The organism is Heyndrickxia ginsengihumi (genome assembly GCF_011008565.1).
Taxonomy (GTDB): Bacteria; Bacillota; Bacilli; order Bacillales; family Bacillaceae_C; genus Weizmannia; species Weizmannia ginsengihumi.
On the sequence record NZ_JAAIWK010000028.1, the window covers coordinates 15840 to 33183 of the forward strand.

Genomic DNA, 17344 nt, shown 5'->3' on the forward strand with positions numbered 1-17344 from the left:
CCACCTATTTCTTTAATTGTTTCTGAATATCATAGAGTGCATTCAATGCTTGCAATGGATTCATCTCAAGCAAATCTAATGCTTTAATTTTCTCAACAACCTTTTGTTCTTTAGCGGACAAGGTTTTAACTTTCTTCTCTGGTTCTTCAGCAAAAAAGCTTAACTGTGCAGGAGCTTCCTCAGCCTCTTTTACAGCTTCTTTCACAGTTACAACTTGTTTATCATTTGCCTGTGCCTGTCCGTCCTGTTGATGTTCAAGGTCATGTAAGATCGTATTGGCCCGATCGATAAGATCTTGAGGCAAGCCAGCTAATTGGGCAACGTGGATACCATAGCTTTTATCAGCGGGACCCTCTTTTATTTTGTGTAAAAAGACGACTTTGCCATTTTGCTCCATTGCACTTACATGAATATTTGTTAGCTTATGGAGTGCCTCTTCCAATGCTGTGAGTTCATGATAATGTGTTGAAAATAATGTTTTCGCACCAATCCGTTCATGAATATATTCAATCATTGCTTGGGCTAATGCCATTCCATCGTAAGTCGAAGTACCGCGGCCAATTTCATCAAATAAGATTAAACTGTTTCTTGTTGCATTCGTGATCGCATTTTTCGCTTCAAGCATTTCAACCATAAAGGTACTTTGTCCGGAAATTAGGTCATCCGCTGCCCCTATTCTTGTAAAAATTTGATCAAAAATCGGTAAAATTGCCTCTTTAGCAGGAACGTAGCAACCCATTTGCGCAAGGATCGCTGTTAATGCAACTTGGCGCATAAAAGTACTTTTCCCGGACATGTTCGGACCAGTTATTAGTAAAATTTCATTTTCATCGTCCATGAAACAATCATTTGGCACATAGCTTTGTGAATCCAGCACTTTTTCAACAACAGGGTGGCGGCCATCGCGGATAACCAATTTTCCATCTGTCTGAAAGATTGGCTTCGTATAATGTCTCATTTCACTTATCGTTGCAAAACATTGAAGAACATCCAGCGTGCTTACTGCTTTCGCCAGACTTTGCAGGCGTGGAATATATTCTTTCACCTGTTCGCGAATGCCTACAAATAATTCATACTCTAAATCAATACTTTTTTCTTGTGCTTGCAAAATCAGCGCTTCTTTTTCTTTTAGTTCAGGCGTTATGAATCTTTCTGCATTCGTTAACGTTTGTTTCCGCTCATATCTGCCCTCTTCAAGTAAATGCAGATTTGCCTTTGTTACCTCGATATAGTAGCCAAACACACGATTATAACCTATTTTTAACGATTTGATTCCAGTCCGTTGACGCTCTTCTTGCTCTAGACTTGCGATCCACTGTTTGCCATTTCGGCTTGCATCTCGATAGCGGTCTAACTCTTCATGATAATGATCCTGAATGATGCCTCCTTCTTTGACTGAAATCGGCGGGTTCTCAATAATAGCCCGTTCCAATAAATCGGTTAATTCCTCACACGGATCTAAATGTTGTAATAAAGAATTAGCAATTGGGGCATCTAACTGGCTAATAATGGAACGAATAATCGGGATTTGCTGCAGAGAATGTTTTAGCTGTACTAAGTCGCGAGCATTCACATTTCCGAATGCAACACGCCCAGCTAAGCGCTCTAAATCGTAAACTTCCTTCAAACGTTCACGTAAATCTTGTCTTTCAAAATAATGCTCGAGAAACATCTCAACCATTGTTAACCGTTCTGTAATTTTCTTTTGATTTAAAAGCGGGCGGTCGATCCATTGCTTTAACAGTCTACCTCCCATTGCGGTCATCGTCTCATCCAAAAGCCACAGCAATGAGCCTTTTTTCCCTTGAGCGCGAATCGTTTCGGTTAACTCCAAATTACGCTTTGAAAAATAATCCATTTTCAAATAATGATGAACTTCATATGCAGCAACATCCTGCAAATGATCTAAGCTACGTTTTTGGGTACGATATAAATAGTTTAAAAGACGCGACACTGTCTTTTGTAGTTTCGTTGATTCAAGCTGCTTAAATAAATGTGAAAAAGTAGCTTTTTCTTCCTCATCATTTTCAAATGATATCGTGATTTGCGCACTTTCTCTTAGCCTTTTGCAATACTGCTCAGGAAACTGTGATGCTACAACGACTTCTTTTGCTCCAATCACCGTCATTTCATTAAATACATCTGTGAAGGAACCTTCTATTAATGTTGTGCGATTTTCTCCTGTAGATAAATCAGCATATGCTAGTCCGTATTCTTCATCTGAAAAAGCCGTAATTGCAGCAATATAGTTGTTTTCCTTGTCAGCAAGATTTTTTCCTTCCATCATGGTTCCTGGAGTAATTAGCTGGATTACTTCACGTTTTACTACTCCTTTTGCCTGTTTCGGATCTTCTACTTGTTCGCAAATTGCAACTTTATAGCCTTTCCCAATCAACTGTTCAATATAATTCGACGCGGAATGGTATGGAACTCCACACATCGGAATTCTCTCTTCTCCGCCACCATCTCTACTTGTTAACGTAATTTCCAATTCTTGCGATGCTTTAATTGCATCTTCAAAAAACATTTCATAGAAATCGCCTAATCGAAAAAATAAAAAGGCATCCTGATAATCTGCCTTTACTTGTAAATATTGTTGAATCATCGGCGTATATTGACTCATTTCGACAAAACCCTTTCCGTACTATTAACCTTGATTCTCATATTATATCATAATTTGCCCTTTTTCTTCATCGTTTCTATGAATGATATACAACATCGGCGCTAGAAAGTGCAATGGAAAAGCAAGTTATTTTTTCATTGTTCGACAAAAGGGCGACCGTAAAACCAAAACATCATCACCTATTCTAAGGAGCGTGAAAAAAGAAAAACTAGGAGGAAGTCTCCTAGCTTATTACACTTGGCTAAGTTATAAGCATCTAGGTGCTAGATTTACTCCTCTTCTGAACTAACTAGAAAGTCTGGGTTTAATTCTTCAAATTCATCATCAAGTTCTTCATCAAACTCTTCTTCCCACTCATCGTCACAATCGCAGCCATCTGGCTGAATCGCAACACATACTTTCGTTTCTCCAATAACCTCAACTAAAAACTCTCTTTCTACATTTACAATTACCTTATTGCCATTTGGCGAGATAATTGCTTCGATGCAATTAGGTTGCTGTAATACCTTGGCGATAACTTCTTTGTCGTCAAGGCAATCTGGATCACGATAGTTTAATTTTATGATGTCTTTATACTCTACCTTTTCCGTGACAACTGATGTACGTGTATTATCATTATGTGAGTACCAGATGTTTACATCAAAAGTGCCATGGATTTCAACTTTTTTATCTATTTTTTTGGCTTCATACTTATGGTTGATGATCCAGCAACCTAAAATGCTCGATGGATGGTGTGGTGGGCAAACCGTATGATTGGACTGTGTAAATTTTCGTCCTTTCGCTACGACCGCCTTCGTAATGATTTCTCTATATTCTGCCATGCGAGCGAACCCTCCTCAATTATTTTCAATTCATCCTATGCGCCTATCTAGACTAGTGTGCTAATCTTTTTAATTCATATATGTGAAAATAGAAGCTTAGCCACTGCATTAAAGCCCATTGGGTTAATTCATTATATGTTTGTTTATGTAATTGGTTCGTGGCAAGGATGATGTCTTTTCTCCTAAAAAAAGAAAAGACTGCTGAGTTTTAAACTCAACAGCCCTTCATACGCAGCATCATTTATTTGATCGTGATATATTCTCTACATCATTCGTTAATTCTTCTGTTACTTTATTTGAAATCGTATTTGCCACGATTTGCAACAAATCGTTCACGTCTACTTGGGATTGCTTAAATTCTTGAACGACTGGGATTTCATCAAGTTCTGCCTGCAATTGATCTATTTTCTCTTCTACTACTTTTAAAGCTTCTATTTTTCCATAGTGCTGATAGTTTACTGCTTGTTTTTGCAGTCTTTTTATACGATCAATTAGCTCCCGTACTTTTTTGTTTTCATTGATTTGTATTTCTGCTCTTCTATAAAAATCAACTTCATCTGTTTCCGCAATCTTTTTCGCTAGCTCAGTTGCTTTTTCAATAATGTCGTCCTTTGAAAATGAAGACATTAAGCGTTCACCTCAGCGCCATCTACTACGCCAACAAGTTCGCCGTCTAGCGACCATGTTTTCGCTTCAATAATTTTCACTTGAACAAGTTTTCCAATCACGGATTTAGGTGCCTTAAAGTTCACTAATTTATTTTTTCTTGTATAGCCCGCTAAAATCTCAGGGTTATTTTTACTTTCGCCTTCAACTAGCACCTCAACGATTTGACCTTTATATTTGCTCATCGCTTCTCTAGAGAATTTATTAACCATATCATTCAAACGTTGTAGACGGGCTTTTTTCACTTCAAGTGATACATTATCTTTCATTTTTGCAGCTGGTGTGCCTTCACGTGGTGAATAGATGAATGTATAAGCAGTTTCAAACCCTACTTCTTCATATAGAGATAATGTTTCTTCGAATTGTTCATCTGTTTCATTTGGAAAACCGACAATAATATCAGTTGATAATGCAACATCTGGGATCGCTGCTTTAATTTTACGCACCAATTCCAAATATTGTTCCCGTGTATATTTTCGTCCCATTATTTTCAAAATATCGCTTGAACCAGATTGAACTGGAAGGTGGATATGTTCAACTAAATTGCCTTTTTTCGCTAATACTTCAATTAAATGATCATCAAAGTCTCTAGGATGGCTTGTTGTGAAACGAATACGCGGAATATCGATTTTACGAAGATCATCCATTAAGTCTCCAAGACCATATTGGATATCATCAAAATCTTTTCCGTAAGCATTAACGTTTTGACCTAATAGTGTGATTTCTTGATATCCTTTTGCTGCAAGCTCACGAACTTCCTGAATGATATCTTCTGGACGACGTGATCGTTCTTTACCGCGAGTGTATGGCACGATACAATACGTACAGAATTTATCACAGCCGTACATAATGTTTACCCAGCCTTTAATATTCCCTTTACGGACTCTAGGTAAATTCTCGATCACATCACCTTCTTTAGACCACACCTCAACGACCATCGCTTTGGACATATAAGCTTCTTTTAAAATGTTTGGCAGGCGGTGAATATTATGAGTACCGAATATCATATCAACATGTGGATGCTTTTCCAAAATTTTATTAACAACAGATTCTTCTTGTGACATACAGCCACATACGCCAATGAGTAAATCAGGCTTTTCCATTTTTAATGGTTTTAAATGACCAATTTCCCCGAATACTTTATTTTCAGCATTTTCGCGAATGGCACAAGTATTAAGTAAAATAACATCGGCATCTTCAACCGTATCGGTTGCTTCGTAGCCGAGCTGTGTAAAAATCCCTGCCATTACTTCTGTATCATGTTCATTCATTTGACAACCATATGTGCGAATATAAAACTTATGCCCTTCGCCCATACCTTCTAGTTCTTCCGGAATATTAAAGTCTTTATGATACTTAACTTCAGCTCTTCCACGTTTTCTTGCTTCTTTTAAATTCGGTGGAATATAAACAGATTGAAAATATTTACTGTAGTCCTTTTCGGATTTTTTGTCCGCTGACTCTGCAGTTTTTACTTGTTGTGATTCTAATCGTTGTTTTTCGTTCATACGAATCCCCTTTCTATTAAAGCAACACAATTATTGCCTGAATACAGCAATCAAATGATAAGCTACATAAACCAAAGAATTTTGGTTCTATGTAGCCTTTATTCAACGATTGGCACTCTGTAAAAGCAATCATACATATTTCAACATAATAAATTATTCGTTTTTACTCACATATTTACGTTAATAGTATAAATGGTTTCAGTTGCGAAAACAACAGTAGTGACTGATTGAATGACGATCATTTCTGTTTTCTCATAAAATAAAACGGTTGAACAGGTTCGTCTACTTTCATTTTAACCGTCATCATCGCATTAGGGGCATGATCAATATTATTTCCTTCTTCATCCCATAGTTGCTCAATGGTTTGTTTAAAATGTGTAAATGCTGGACCGTAAAACTCAACTTCCTCGCCAACACGAAAATGATTGCGCTGCTGTAAAGTTGCAATCTTTGTTTCTGGATTATAATCAAGCACTTGAGCAGCAAAGCTATATTTTGGAATCTTGCGCGGACGGCCAAAAAGCTGCTGATCTTCATCAGGCTTATCAAAATAAAATCCTGTTGCGAGTTCGCGTTGTGCAATTTTCCATATTTCTTCTTCCCATTCCGCTTTAAATGTAAAATGTTCAGGATCTGCACAATAAGTATCAACGATGTCACGATATACGTTCGTCACGGTCGAAACATAGTGGATTGATTTCATCCTTCCTTCAATTTTAAAACTATTGACTCCTGCTTCAATTAATTCAGGAATATGATAAATCATTGACAAGTCAACAGCACTCATTGAAAATGCTTCACGATCCTTCGTTAACACATTGATATCCATTCCATCTTGTTCAAATAGATCATATTTCCAGCGACAAGACTGTGCACATCCTCCTCTATTCGCATCCCGATTTACCATATGATTTGAAAGCACACAACGTCCGGAATAAGAAATGCACATTGCTCCATGAATAAATGCCTCGATTTCAATATCCGTCTGTTTTCGGATTTCGCGGATCTCTTGTAAACTAACTTCTCGAGCTAGGACAATTCTTTCCAGTCCTTCATATTTCCAAAACTCTAATGTTTTATAATTCGTTGCAGAAGCTTGTGTCGATAAATGTATCGGCAATCCTGGTGCTTCCTCTTGACAAATGGAGATGAGAGCAGGATCAGAAACGATTACGGCATCGACACCAATCTCTTTCAATGTTTGAAAGAATGTTCCAGCTCCCTCTTCATTTCCTTCATGTGCCACCATATTTGCAGCAACATATACTTTCGCATGGTGCTGATGTGCGAATTCAACGCCTTCTTTCATTTCTGTAAAATTAAAATTTCCGGCCCTGGATCTTAGTCCATATGCTTGTCCACCAATATAAACAGCGTCTGCCCCATAAAGAATAGCCACTTTTAACTTTTCTAAATTCCCAGCTGGCGCTAAAATTTCCGGTTTATTAGTTATTGTTTTCACGTTTCTTTCCTCCTACTGCACTTCATCTGGCTGCTTTAAGAAAAATCCAGTCCCAATTGCTCGCTCTTTCGGCTGCAGTCTTTCTAATTGTGCGACATATTCTTCCATTGCAGCATTTCCTGAAAGTAACTCCCGTTTTGCCTGCACAAATAATTGCACGATAGATGTAAATGTATCTTCTGGCAAAAATAAACCGTCCATTTTCCAGTTAATGATACGAGCTTGATATAATTGAGGAAAATAGGGCAGTAATGAGATATCTTCCGCCGAAAAAATATGCGTGCCATTTTCATCTTCATAAATTGAATATTGATGTTCCGCGTCATTTTGTTCGCTGATGTTCGTTCCTCTTACGGTAGAACTTTTGTCATGTACATCCGCAAATTGATAGTAATTTGTCAATAATGATCGTTTTGAATGATGAATGCATGTCGGTCCATAAACTTGAACTTCAATTGGTTTTAATAATTTTTCTTGAATTGTTTTTAATTCGATAAACGTCAATTCTCTCGCGACAACCGCACCGATTGCTCCCTTCTTCAGCCAAAATTGAATTTGACTCGCAGAAGTAACCAATGTGTGGGCATCATAAATATATGGAATTTCCAAGTTTAATTCTTTTAACAGCATAATCACACCAGGATCTCCGACGGTAATCGCGTCAATCCCTGCAGTATGTAAATCGTGTAAATACTTTGGCAGCTCTTCAATATGCTCATTATGCATAATTCCATTTACCGCCACATGAACTTTCTTTCCAAAGTGATGAGCAAGTTTCACTACTTCCTCGATTTCTTCTATAGACATTGATGTCGGCAAACGCAACCCAAAACGATTATCACCTATGTAAAGAGTATCGACGCCTACTTTAAGCAATGCCTCTGCTTGCTTAGTAGATGCCGCAGTAGCAATGATATTTATCATCTAATTCCCCTCCATCCAGCTGCGTTAAAATAAAACAGCAGCATAATTAAAATTACAACAATATTCATTTAATGATTTTCTTATATAAAATAGAGACTCTCAGCATCGCCCACGGAAAGCGAGCATCTTGGAGCGGCAATTCGCTTCTTTTTAATAAAAAACAACAATATTTACAAAAATAACCTATGTAAATTAGCCCATTCATCATATAATGTATCACTTAAAAAGCACTTATTTCTGTGATGATTTTTACAATTTTCGTAATTATGAAGAACTGTAATGACGAAGTCACATAATTGCCACATTTTTTTGAAATGGCCATTCACTACTTTTAATGCAAAAAAATACTGCTTACATATGTAAACAGTATTTTTTAAAACAATCTATATTAGCGCGGTTCTACGATGAGTTTAATTGCAGTGCGTTCTTCTCCTTCAATCTGAATGTCTGTGAAAGCTGGAATACAGATTAGGTCAACACCACTTGGAGCCACAAAGCCACGCGCTATCGCAACTGCTTTTACTGCCTGATTAATGGCCCCAGCGCCAATTGCTTGAATTTCCGCTTCCCCTCTCTCACGAAGAACACCGGCAAGTGCACCAGCTACAGAATTAGGATTAGATTTTGCTGAAACTTTTAATATTTCCATTTCTTTTCCTCCTTGTTTTTTCCATTGACCGTATGTCCATTCAGAGGGACCATATGATATTCATTTTTAATAGTAGCGAAGCATACTCTCCTCTTCCTTTAATCATTGGCCCTTTAAAATAGAATTGAAATGCCGCTTTATGAAAGGATTTACTGCCTTTAGCTGCGGTATAAATCATTCCACTGCTACTATATTCTGAAAAAAAGAAATGTATTCCAGCTATTTAAAAATTCACGATGACTTTTGTACAAAGAGGACATAAAAAAACCCGTTTATTCGGAAATAAACGGGTGATCATCATTAATTAATATATTTTGAATGCTTGTTGCTTTGCCAGTTTTATTGTGAATATCAATGATACAAGCACTTAAAATTTTTCTTCCTGATTTTGGAACTTCAAACCGTACTGGTAATGAAGTGAGAAACTTTTTAATAACAGCATCTTTCTCCATCCCTAAAATGGCATCATATGGTCCTGTCATCCCTACATCTGTCATATAAGCCGTACCATTTGGCAATATCCGACAATCCGCTGTCTGTACATGTGTATGTGTACCAACAAGCGCAGATATTTTCCCATCCAAATACCATCCCATTGCTTGTTTTTCACTCGTTGTTTCAGCATGGAAGTCTACAAAAATGATATTTGTTTTTGACTTTGCTTTCTTTACTAATTCTTCAGCTTTTTTAAATGGATCATCGATTGCATTCATAAATGTTCGACCTTGTAGATTTATGATAGCAATCTCAAGACCCTCGATTTTCAAAAAGATAAGCCCTTTACCTGGTGTACCATCCGGAAAGTTTGCAGGCCTAATCATGTATTTAGCATCATCTATAAAATCAAAAATCTCTTTATTATCCCAAGTGTGGTTTCCTAACGTAATTGCATTTGCCCCAGCATCTAAAAATTCTCGATAGATTTTTTGAGTGATCCCTCTTCCAGCAGCAGCATTTTCACCATTAACGATGGTTAATTGTGGTCTATATTTCAACTTTAGCTTCGGTAAATATTCTTTAACCATCTCACGTCCAGGAGATCCAACAACATCTCCTACAAATAAAATTTTCATGAAAATCCCTTTCTAATTAAATATTGATAGTTTTATTATAACATTAGCCATTCGCTTAATTCTAATGCTATCTAAGATTTTATAGACATTTTAACGAAAATTCTTTTTAATCGATATAAAGTCAAAAAAATAAGTGGTGATTGAATCACCACTTATTTTGCATATTCAACAGCCCTTGTTTCACGAATGACTGTGACTTTAATATGACCAGGATAATCTAACTCACTTTCGATTCTTTTGCGAATATCCCGTGCTAACCGATGTGCTTCCAGATCATTAATTTGATCAGGCTTAACCATTATACGTACTTCCCTACCAGCTTGAATAGCAAATGATTTTTCAACACCTTCATATGATTCGGCAATATCTTCTAATTTTTCAAGTCTGCGAATATAATGTTCAAGTGTTTCACTACGTGCACCAGGTCTTGCAGCTGATAATGCATCGGCTGCCGCAACTAAGACGGCAATAATAGATGTAGGCTCAGTATCACCATGATGTGAAGCAATACTGTTAATCACTACAGGGTGCTCTTTATATTTTTTTGCTAAATCGATTCCAATTTCAACGTGACTGCCCTCAACCTCGTGATCAACAGCTTTGCCAATATCGTGCAATAAACCAGCGCGACGAGCAAGTATCTCATCTTCACCGAGTTCTGCAGCTAACAAGCCGGAGAGAAAAGCAACTTCGATTGAATGTTTTAGAACGTTTTGTCCATAACTTGTACGGAATTTAAGCCGTCCTAGAATCTTAATTAAATCAGGATGGAGACCGTGAACACCAACTTCAAATGTTGTTTGTTCACCAACTTCACGAATATATTCATCCACTTCTCTTCTTGCTTTATCAACCATTTCTTCAATACGAGCTGGATGAATACGTCCGTCTTGAACTAGTTTTTCTAATGCAATTCTGGCTGTTTCGCGTCGTACTGGGTCAAATCCAGAAAGTATGACAGCTTCAGGAGTGTCGTCAATAATAAGGTCAATACCCGTTAAAGTTTCTAACGTGCGAATATTTCGACCTTCACGGCCAATAATTCTCCCTTTCATTTCATCATTTGGCAAGTTAACGACTGAAACTGTTGTTTCAGCAACATGCTCTGCAGCACATCTTTGAATTGCCAATGATAGAATGTTTTTTGCTTTCTTATCGGCTTCTTCTTTTGCACGATTTTCACTTTCCTTCACCATTATTGCCAACTCATGTGATAATTCATTTTCAAGTTTTTCAATGATGATTGCCTTAGCTTGATCGCGATTTAATCCAGAAATTCTTTCTAGTTCAAATTCTTGTTTCTTAACCATCTCCTCCAATTTGCTTTCCATCTCTTCAATATGTTGTTGTCTTTGATTTAGAGATTCCTCTTTCTTGTCAAGCACTGCATCACGCTTGTCCAGACTTTCGTCCTTACGATCAAGGTTCTCTTCTTTTTGCAATAAGCGATTTTCTTGTTTTTGCAATTCATTTCTTCGTTCACGAAGTTCCCGTTCCATATCAGTACGAAGTTTATGATTTTCATCCTTAGCTTCTAACAGCGCTTCTTTCTTTAATCTATCTGCCTCGCGTTTAGCGTCATCAATAATTTGATCAGATACATTTTTGGCTGCTGTTACTTTCGCTTCAAAGATTGACCTACGGATGAAATAGCCAACAACTACACCGACGATAAGGACAAGCAAAAGGGAGATGATCCAAATAATAGGCTCCATCATTTTCACCTCCTCTTGCTATGAACTTGTTTCATGTTACTACATGTCGGTTGTGACATTGTTACAATTGTTTCAATATACAGCACTAGGCCAATAAAGTGAAACTTCCCTTTTTCAGGGTCTGTACTTTTCCCAGCTAATAGGGATTTCAAACCATCTCGCATAATCTCCAAAAAGTAGCAATCTTCCTTAGCAATAAACTTATAACAAATTAAAAATAGACCGTTTATTACGAAGTCCAGCTACCGACATGGAAAACTTATCCACTCGGAATAATGGAAAAGCCCTTACATGCGGAAAACATTTCATCTTTAGAAAATAAAATATACATATTAATTTTAAAGGTGCGAATATTTATTGTCAAGGGGAGTGCAGTTGTTGAGCTGTTTATTCCCAAAACAAAAGTACAAGCATGTTGTTGAGCTTTGACAAAAATCGTGATGAGACTGGGACAAAAGAGTATATGAACTACAGAAATCCCAAATATTGCGCTCCAATCCCGCTCTGGAAATATCCTTCGCTTTCCGCGGACAGTTGCAAACCTCCCGCAGCGCTCTACGTATATTTCCGGAGCTGATTTGTGCACTGTTCGTCTTTAGCTAACCACTTTTGAAATTTGTCCCCGCTTCACTTATATTATGGGCATTCATCAAAGCTTAAAGATATTTATTAAGCTTTGAAGATAAATAAGTTCATTGACAAAAAAAGTACCTTTATGCTAAAAAACATAAGGTACCTAATCTACTAATTATTCAAGATCAAAGCTTTCTTGTTCTTCTTCCGCTTCATTTCCCGCTGCTGTTTGATCTCCTGTCAAACCATAGTGTTCTCGAATTTTAACACTAATTTCATTGCGAAGATCTGGATTTTCTTTCAAAAATAACTTAGCATTTTCACGGCCCTGGCCTAATCTTTCCTCATTATATGAATACCATGAACCACTTTTTTGAACGATATCTAAATCGCTTGCCATGTCGATAATTTCGCCTTCTTTTGAAATCCCTTCGCCATACATAATATCTACTTCAGCTGTTCTGAATGGTGGAGCAACTTTATTTTTAACAACTTTAATTTTTGTTTTATTACCAACAATATCGTTACCTTGTTTAAGTTGTTCAGCTCGACGGACTTCAAGACGAACAGAAGAATAGAATTTCAATGCTCTACCACCTGGTGTTGTTTCAGGATTTCCAAACATGACTCCTACTTTTTCACGAATTTGGTTGATAAAAATAGCAATCGTATTTGATTTATTTATGACACCTGATAGTTTACGAAGTGCCTGCGACATCAAACGTGCCTGCAAACCAACGTGTGAATCTCCCATCTCACCTTCAATTTCAGCTTTTGGCACAAGTGCAGCAACAGAGTCAATAACGATAATATCAACAGCACCACTTCTTACAAGTGCCTCTGCAATTTCAAGCGCTTGTTCCCCAGTATCTGGCTGAGACAATAAAAGTTCATCAATATTTACGCCAAGTTTTTGGGAATATACTGGATCAAGAGCATGCTCAGCATCAATGAAAGCCGCTTGCCCACCCATTGCTTGTACTTCAGCGATGGCATGCAACGCAACCGTTGTTTTACCTGAACTTTCAGGACCATATATTTCAATAACACGTCCGCGTGGATATCCACCAACGCCTAACGCAATATCAAGTGCAAGCGAGCCACTTGATATCGTTGAAACGACTCGATCACTTTGTTCTCCCAATTTCATAATGGAACCTTTTCCGAACTGCTTCTCTATTTGTTTAAGAGCCATATCTAAGGCTTGTTGACGATCATTCACTAAGTTTCCTCCTTTAGTCATCACGTACTCTACTAAGTAATGAACCTATATAATACTATAACTGTTTTTATATCATTTGCCAAGCAAAAAAACGAACGTTTATTCGATTATTTTCTTCTAACTTTTTATGAAAAAAATCCTTCTTTCTTAAGAGAAAAAAGGATTTTTAAACATATTAACAAGTAAAAATTGTTTTTTGGTTACTAGTCACTATAGCAAAATCCATTCAGGAAATTTTTCTATAGCTGTTTTAACAAGTAATAGCATCCATAGTTAACTGCCCGACGACGATTTCCATTTCTAGAACTTGCTAATTCTAACAAATAAGATTTTGTTGGCTTTCCTTTTATTGCAATTCCAATCCACACAGTTCCAGGCGGCTTCCCTTCAAGTGAATCTGGTCCTGCTACACCTGTGAAACTGATACCGATATCTGCACTTAACAATTCGCGAATATTTTCAGCCAGCTCTTTAGCACATTCTTTACTAACAGCGCCGTATTGTTCAAGTGTTTCTTTTTTTACTTGAACCAATTTTTCCTTCGCTTCATTTGAATAACAAACAATGCCACCCTTTAACATTTGACTGACACCTTGAATAGCAGCCATGTCAGATTGAAACATTCCTGCCGTTAAACTTTCTGCGCAAGCAATAGACTGTTTATTCTCTGCTAATTTTCCAACTAATGCTTCCATTAGAGATGTCTCATCATATCCATAAAAATAATCACCAACAATGTCAAGAATTTCTTTTTCTTTTTGATCAAGGAGTGTACGAGCTTCTTCAACAGATGGATGTTTCGCTGTAAGACGTAGCGTTACTTCGCCTTCTTTTGCGAGCGGTGCGACCGTTGGATTTGTCTGCCCATCAATAATATGCTGAATATCTGTTTCTAGCTTTGATTCCCCAATTCCAAAGAAGCGTAGCACACGCGATTCAATTTTTTCCACCGTATCTAATTCATCGAGAATAGCCTGTTTGCCATAATTAAGAAACATAGGCTCCATTTCATATGGAGGCCCTGGCATCAACATGTAGAAATGGTTTCCGCTTCTCAAAAACATTCCAGGGGCCATACCATGATCATTCGGTAATACTTTTGCCCCTTCCAATACTAGAGCTTGCTTTTTATTATTTTCTGTCATATGACGTTTGGTGCGAATAAAGTATTGTTCAATTGATTCCATTGCTTCATCATCTTGAACTAACTGCTTACCAATATGATTGGCAATTGTTTCTTTTGTTAAATCATCTTTTGTAGGCCCTAATCCACCAGTAAAAATGATCAAATCTGCACGTGTTTCAGCCACTTCTATACTTTGTTTCAAACGATTTGGATTGTCTCCAACAACTGTTTGATAAAAAACATTTACACCAATTTCTGCTAAATGTTCTGATAAAAATTTGGCATTTGTGTTAAGAATTTGACCCAGTAGTAATTCAGAACCTACTGCAATAATTTCAGCATTCATACTTTATTCCTCCTCGTTATGTATTATCGACAAATATTGCATTTAAAAAAACAGTGAAAGATTACACTTTCACTGAAATAACGACTTATTTCGAATTAGCAAATACTTTACGATTCAAATAAAAATAATCAATACCAGACCAAACTGTGAACACTAAAGATATCCATAGCATGATTTGATCCAGCGGAAAATGTAGTCCGGCAAATGGGAAATTATGCAATAATAACAAAATAATTGCAACCATCTGTGTCCAAGTTTTGATTTTGCCGAGCATATTTGCTGCAACAACTTCACCTTCATTTGCTAAAATTAATCTTAAGCCTGTAACAGCAAATTCACGGCTAATGATGATAATAACAATCCATGCAGATGCTAAATGCAAACCGACTAATAGAATAAAAGCCGTAGAGACAAGTAATTTATCTGCAAGTGGATCTAAAAACTTTCCAAAATTGGTAACGAGATTTAATTTTCTAGCAAAATGTCCATCTATCCAATCTGTTAAAGAAGCCACTAAAAAAATAATTGTTCCAACTAAATGTGTCACCGGAATATTCGCACCTAGGACGTGGATAGTTCCCCAATGAAAAGGAACAGACATAATAATTAAAAAAATCGGTATTAAACATACTCTTGACACTGTAATTTTATTAGGTAAATTCACAGAACTTTCCTCCAACTTACAATAATTTTCAAAAAAATGAATATCAGTGGAGAAAAAACAAACCTCCACTGATTTCATGCCTCATACTATTTTGAAGGCTTGAATTGAATCGTCACATTTTGGCGCACTTCAGATGATGGTGAAATAGTATAGGATAGTTTTTTATTATTGACGTACATTTTCGTATTCACAGTATTGCCGATGACAAACACTGCTTCATTTTGTGTTGTCAAATCAAATGTTTTACTGTCACCATCTTTCAATAAACCTTGGAATTGCGATGAACCATCACTATTTTTCACTTGAATCCAGGTTTGTCCGCCTTTGGCGATAAGCTTTACTTTAAATTGATCAGTATTTGTTAGCTTGTAAGTAGAATTATAACCGCTTGTTGAAACTACTTTCAAACTTTGCTTTGTATTATCAGTTTTATTCGTATCTTTTTGTTTTTTCTTAGTAGCTGTTGATGTTTGACTATTTTTTTCCTTTTTTGCCTTGTTTTTATCTTGAACAGCATTATTTGACTTCACTTTAGGAGATTCCTGAATATTAACATTATCTGATTGTTGGCTATTTAATTTGTCAGTATTATGTTTGCCTGCTAATGTTGCAATCGCAAACCAAATTAAAAACAATACTAAAACAATTATAGCAACGATGATGACTTTTGGTAAAATATTCATCACTTTTGTAGTATTAGGCGCAACCGATTTATGTACCGATCGCTGAGTGGATCTAGGAGCAGCAGATCTATGATGATACGGTTGTGCTCGTGAAATTTGCTTCATTTGTTCAGGAATTTCTTCTACAGCAGCATTAGGGACTTCTGTTTTATACTCTTCTAAAAGTTCATTAGCATCGATTCCAACAGCCTCAGCATATTGTTTGATAAATGCGCGAACATAAAATGCGCCAGGCATAGAATCATAATTTCCTTCTTCAATCCCTTTTAAGTACCGCTTTTGGATTTTAGTGATATTTTGCAAATCCTCTAAGCTTATCCCTTTTGCCTTTCTCGCTTCTTTTAAGCGATTTCCTAATTCTGTCATAGTTATAACACACCTGCCAATTTAATAATCGAATCCTCCAAATGCTCCAAAACCACCTTCGTCAAACATGCGGTTTTTTTTGAGCAGATCGTATGTAATTTCTTGTGTAGGATCTTCACGTAATTCTATAATGTAATCAAAATCATCCAATGAGTATTCCGAATTCTGTACAAAAATATCGGGATGTTCAACTACTTTTACAGCCGGTATACGCATAATTTCGCGAACAAGCTGCCAATGTCTTTCATTTGCTCTCTCCGTTGAAACTACTCCATCTAAGATAAAAATATTATTTTCACTATATTCATCGTCAATTAATTGACTGCGAACGGTTTGTTTAATCATTGTAGACGAAACAAAGATCCATTTTTTATTCGCACATACACTAGCCGCCACAATCGATTCAGTTTTTCCAACACGCGGCATTCCACGAATTCCGATTAGCTTGTGCCCAACTTGTTTAAAATGCTCGGCCATAAAATCAACAAGAATTCCTAAGTCGTCGCGAACAAATCGAAATGTCTTTTTATCATCATGATCACGCTGAATATATCGGCCGTGACGAACAGCTAGTTTATCACGTAAATTAGATTCTCTAATTTTCGTTACTTGTATTGTTTCCATTGTACGCAAAATGGATTCCAAACGGCCGATTTGTTCTTCATTTTTTACTAAAAGAAGTAACCCGCGTTTTCTATTATCAACCCCATTAATGCTAATAATATTAATGGCTAACATTCCCAATAATGATGATATATCTCCTAAAAGGCCTGGACGGTTAATTTTAATTTCATATTCTAAATACCATTCTTTCCTGTCCATCATAGTCCTCCAATAAAAGGAATACTTAATTAGGCTATTTAAAAAAAGGTTCGTTAATTTCAGCTTCAGGGATTCACTTACCCGTAGGAGTTTTGCACCTT

Annotated in this window: 14 protein-coding genes; all 14 read right to left on the reverse strand. The window is 36.7% G+C overall.

Annotated elements, in window-relative coordinates:
• Positions 1 to 4: 4 nt before the first annotated feature.
• Positions 5 to 2623 (reverse strand): DNA mismatch repair protein MutS, encoded by a 2619-nt coding sequence (mutS, locus tag G4D61_RS14765; RefSeq protein WP_025727823.1) that lies wholly within the window; start codon positions 2621 to 2623, stop codon positions 5 to 7.
• A 269-nt stretch (positions 2624 to 2892) separates the two neighbouring features.
• Complete coding sequence (locus G4D61_RS14770; protein WP_163174237.1) at positions 2893 to 3444, reverse strand: outer spore coat protein CotE; 552 nt, start codon at positions 3442 to 3444, stop codon at positions 2893 to 2895.
• 237 nt (positions 3445 to 3681) lie between these two features.
• The gene (locus G4D61_RS14775) at positions 3682 to 4071 is read right to left on the reverse strand and encodes a YlbF/YmcA family competence regulator (protein WP_025727825.1); all 390 of its coding nucleotides are present in this window, start codon (positions 4069 to 4071) and stop codon (positions 3682 to 3684) included.
• Positions 4071 to 5618 (reverse strand): tRNA (N6-isopentenyl adenosine(37)-C2)-methylthiotransferase MiaB, encoded by a 1548-nt coding sequence (gene miaB / locus G4D61_RS14780; RefSeq protein WP_025727826.1) that lies wholly within the window; start codon positions 5616 to 5618, stop codon positions 4071 to 4073. Before miaB ends, G4D61_RS14775 begins: the two co-directional genes overlap by 1 nt.
• Before the next feature lie 238 nt (positions 5619 to 5856).
• Complete coding sequence (locus G4D61_RS14785) at positions 5857 to 7080, reverse strand: peptidase U32 family protein (RefSeq protein ID WP_025727827.1); 1224 nt, start codon at positions 7078 to 7080, stop codon at positions 5857 to 5859.
• Between the two features lie 12 nt (positions 7081 to 7092).
• A complete protein-coding gene (locus tag G4D61_RS14790) occupies positions 7093 to 8001 on the reverse strand; it encodes a peptidase U32 family protein (protein WP_025727828.1) in 909 nt (302 codons plus the stop codon).
• Positions 8002 to 8392: 391 nt separating this feature from the next.
• Positions 8393 to 8653, reverse strand: coding sequence for a stage V sporulation protein SpoVS (gene spoVS / locus G4D61_RS14795; protein WP_025727829.1), 261 nt, complete (start codon positions 8651 to 8653; stop codon positions 8393 to 8395).
• 272 nt (positions 8654 to 8925) lie between these two features.
• Positions 8926 to 9726: a TIGR00282 family metallophosphoesterase gene (locus G4D61_RS14800; protein WP_025727830.1), complete on the reverse strand. Its 801-nt coding sequence runs from the start codon at positions 9724 to 9726 to the stop codon at positions 8926 to 8928.
• 152 nt (positions 9727 to 9878) lie between these two features.
• Positions 9879 to 11441, reverse strand: coding sequence for a ribonuclease Y (rny, locus tag G4D61_RS14805; protein ID WP_025727831.1), 1563 nt, complete (start codon positions 11439 to 11441; stop codon positions 9879 to 9881).
• Between the two features lie 748 nt (positions 11442 to 12189).
• Entirely contained in the window at positions 12190 to 13236 is a 1047-nt protein-coding gene (gene recA, locus G4D61_RS14810) for a recombinase RecA (protein WP_025727832.1), read from the reverse strand.
• A 239-nt stretch (positions 13237 to 13475) separates the two neighbouring features.
• Entirely contained in the window at positions 13476 to 14708 is a 1233-nt protein-coding gene (locus tag G4D61_RS14815; protein ID WP_025727833.1) for a competence/damage-inducible protein A, read from the reverse strand.
• 85 nt (positions 14709 to 14793) lie between these two features.
• Complete coding sequence (gene pgsA, locus G4D61_RS14820; RefSeq protein ID WP_025727834.1) at positions 14794 to 15372, reverse strand: CDP-diacylglycerol--glycerol-3-phosphate 3-phosphatidyltransferase; 579 nt, start codon at positions 15370 to 15372, stop codon at positions 14794 to 14796.
• An 86-nt stretch (positions 15373 to 15458) separates the two neighbouring features.
• Positions 15459 to 16421 (reverse strand): helix-turn-helix domain-containing protein, encoded by a 963-nt coding sequence (locus tag G4D61_RS14825; RefSeq protein ID WP_163174239.1) that lies wholly within the window; start codon positions 16419 to 16421, stop codon positions 15459 to 15461.
• A 21-nt stretch (positions 16422 to 16442) separates the two neighbouring features.
• Positions 16443 to 17243, reverse strand: coding sequence for a DUF3388 domain-containing protein (locus G4D61_RS14830; protein ID WP_025727836.1), 801 nt, complete (start codon positions 17241 to 17243; stop codon positions 16443 to 16445).
• Positions 17244 to 17344: the final 101 nt, after the last annotated feature.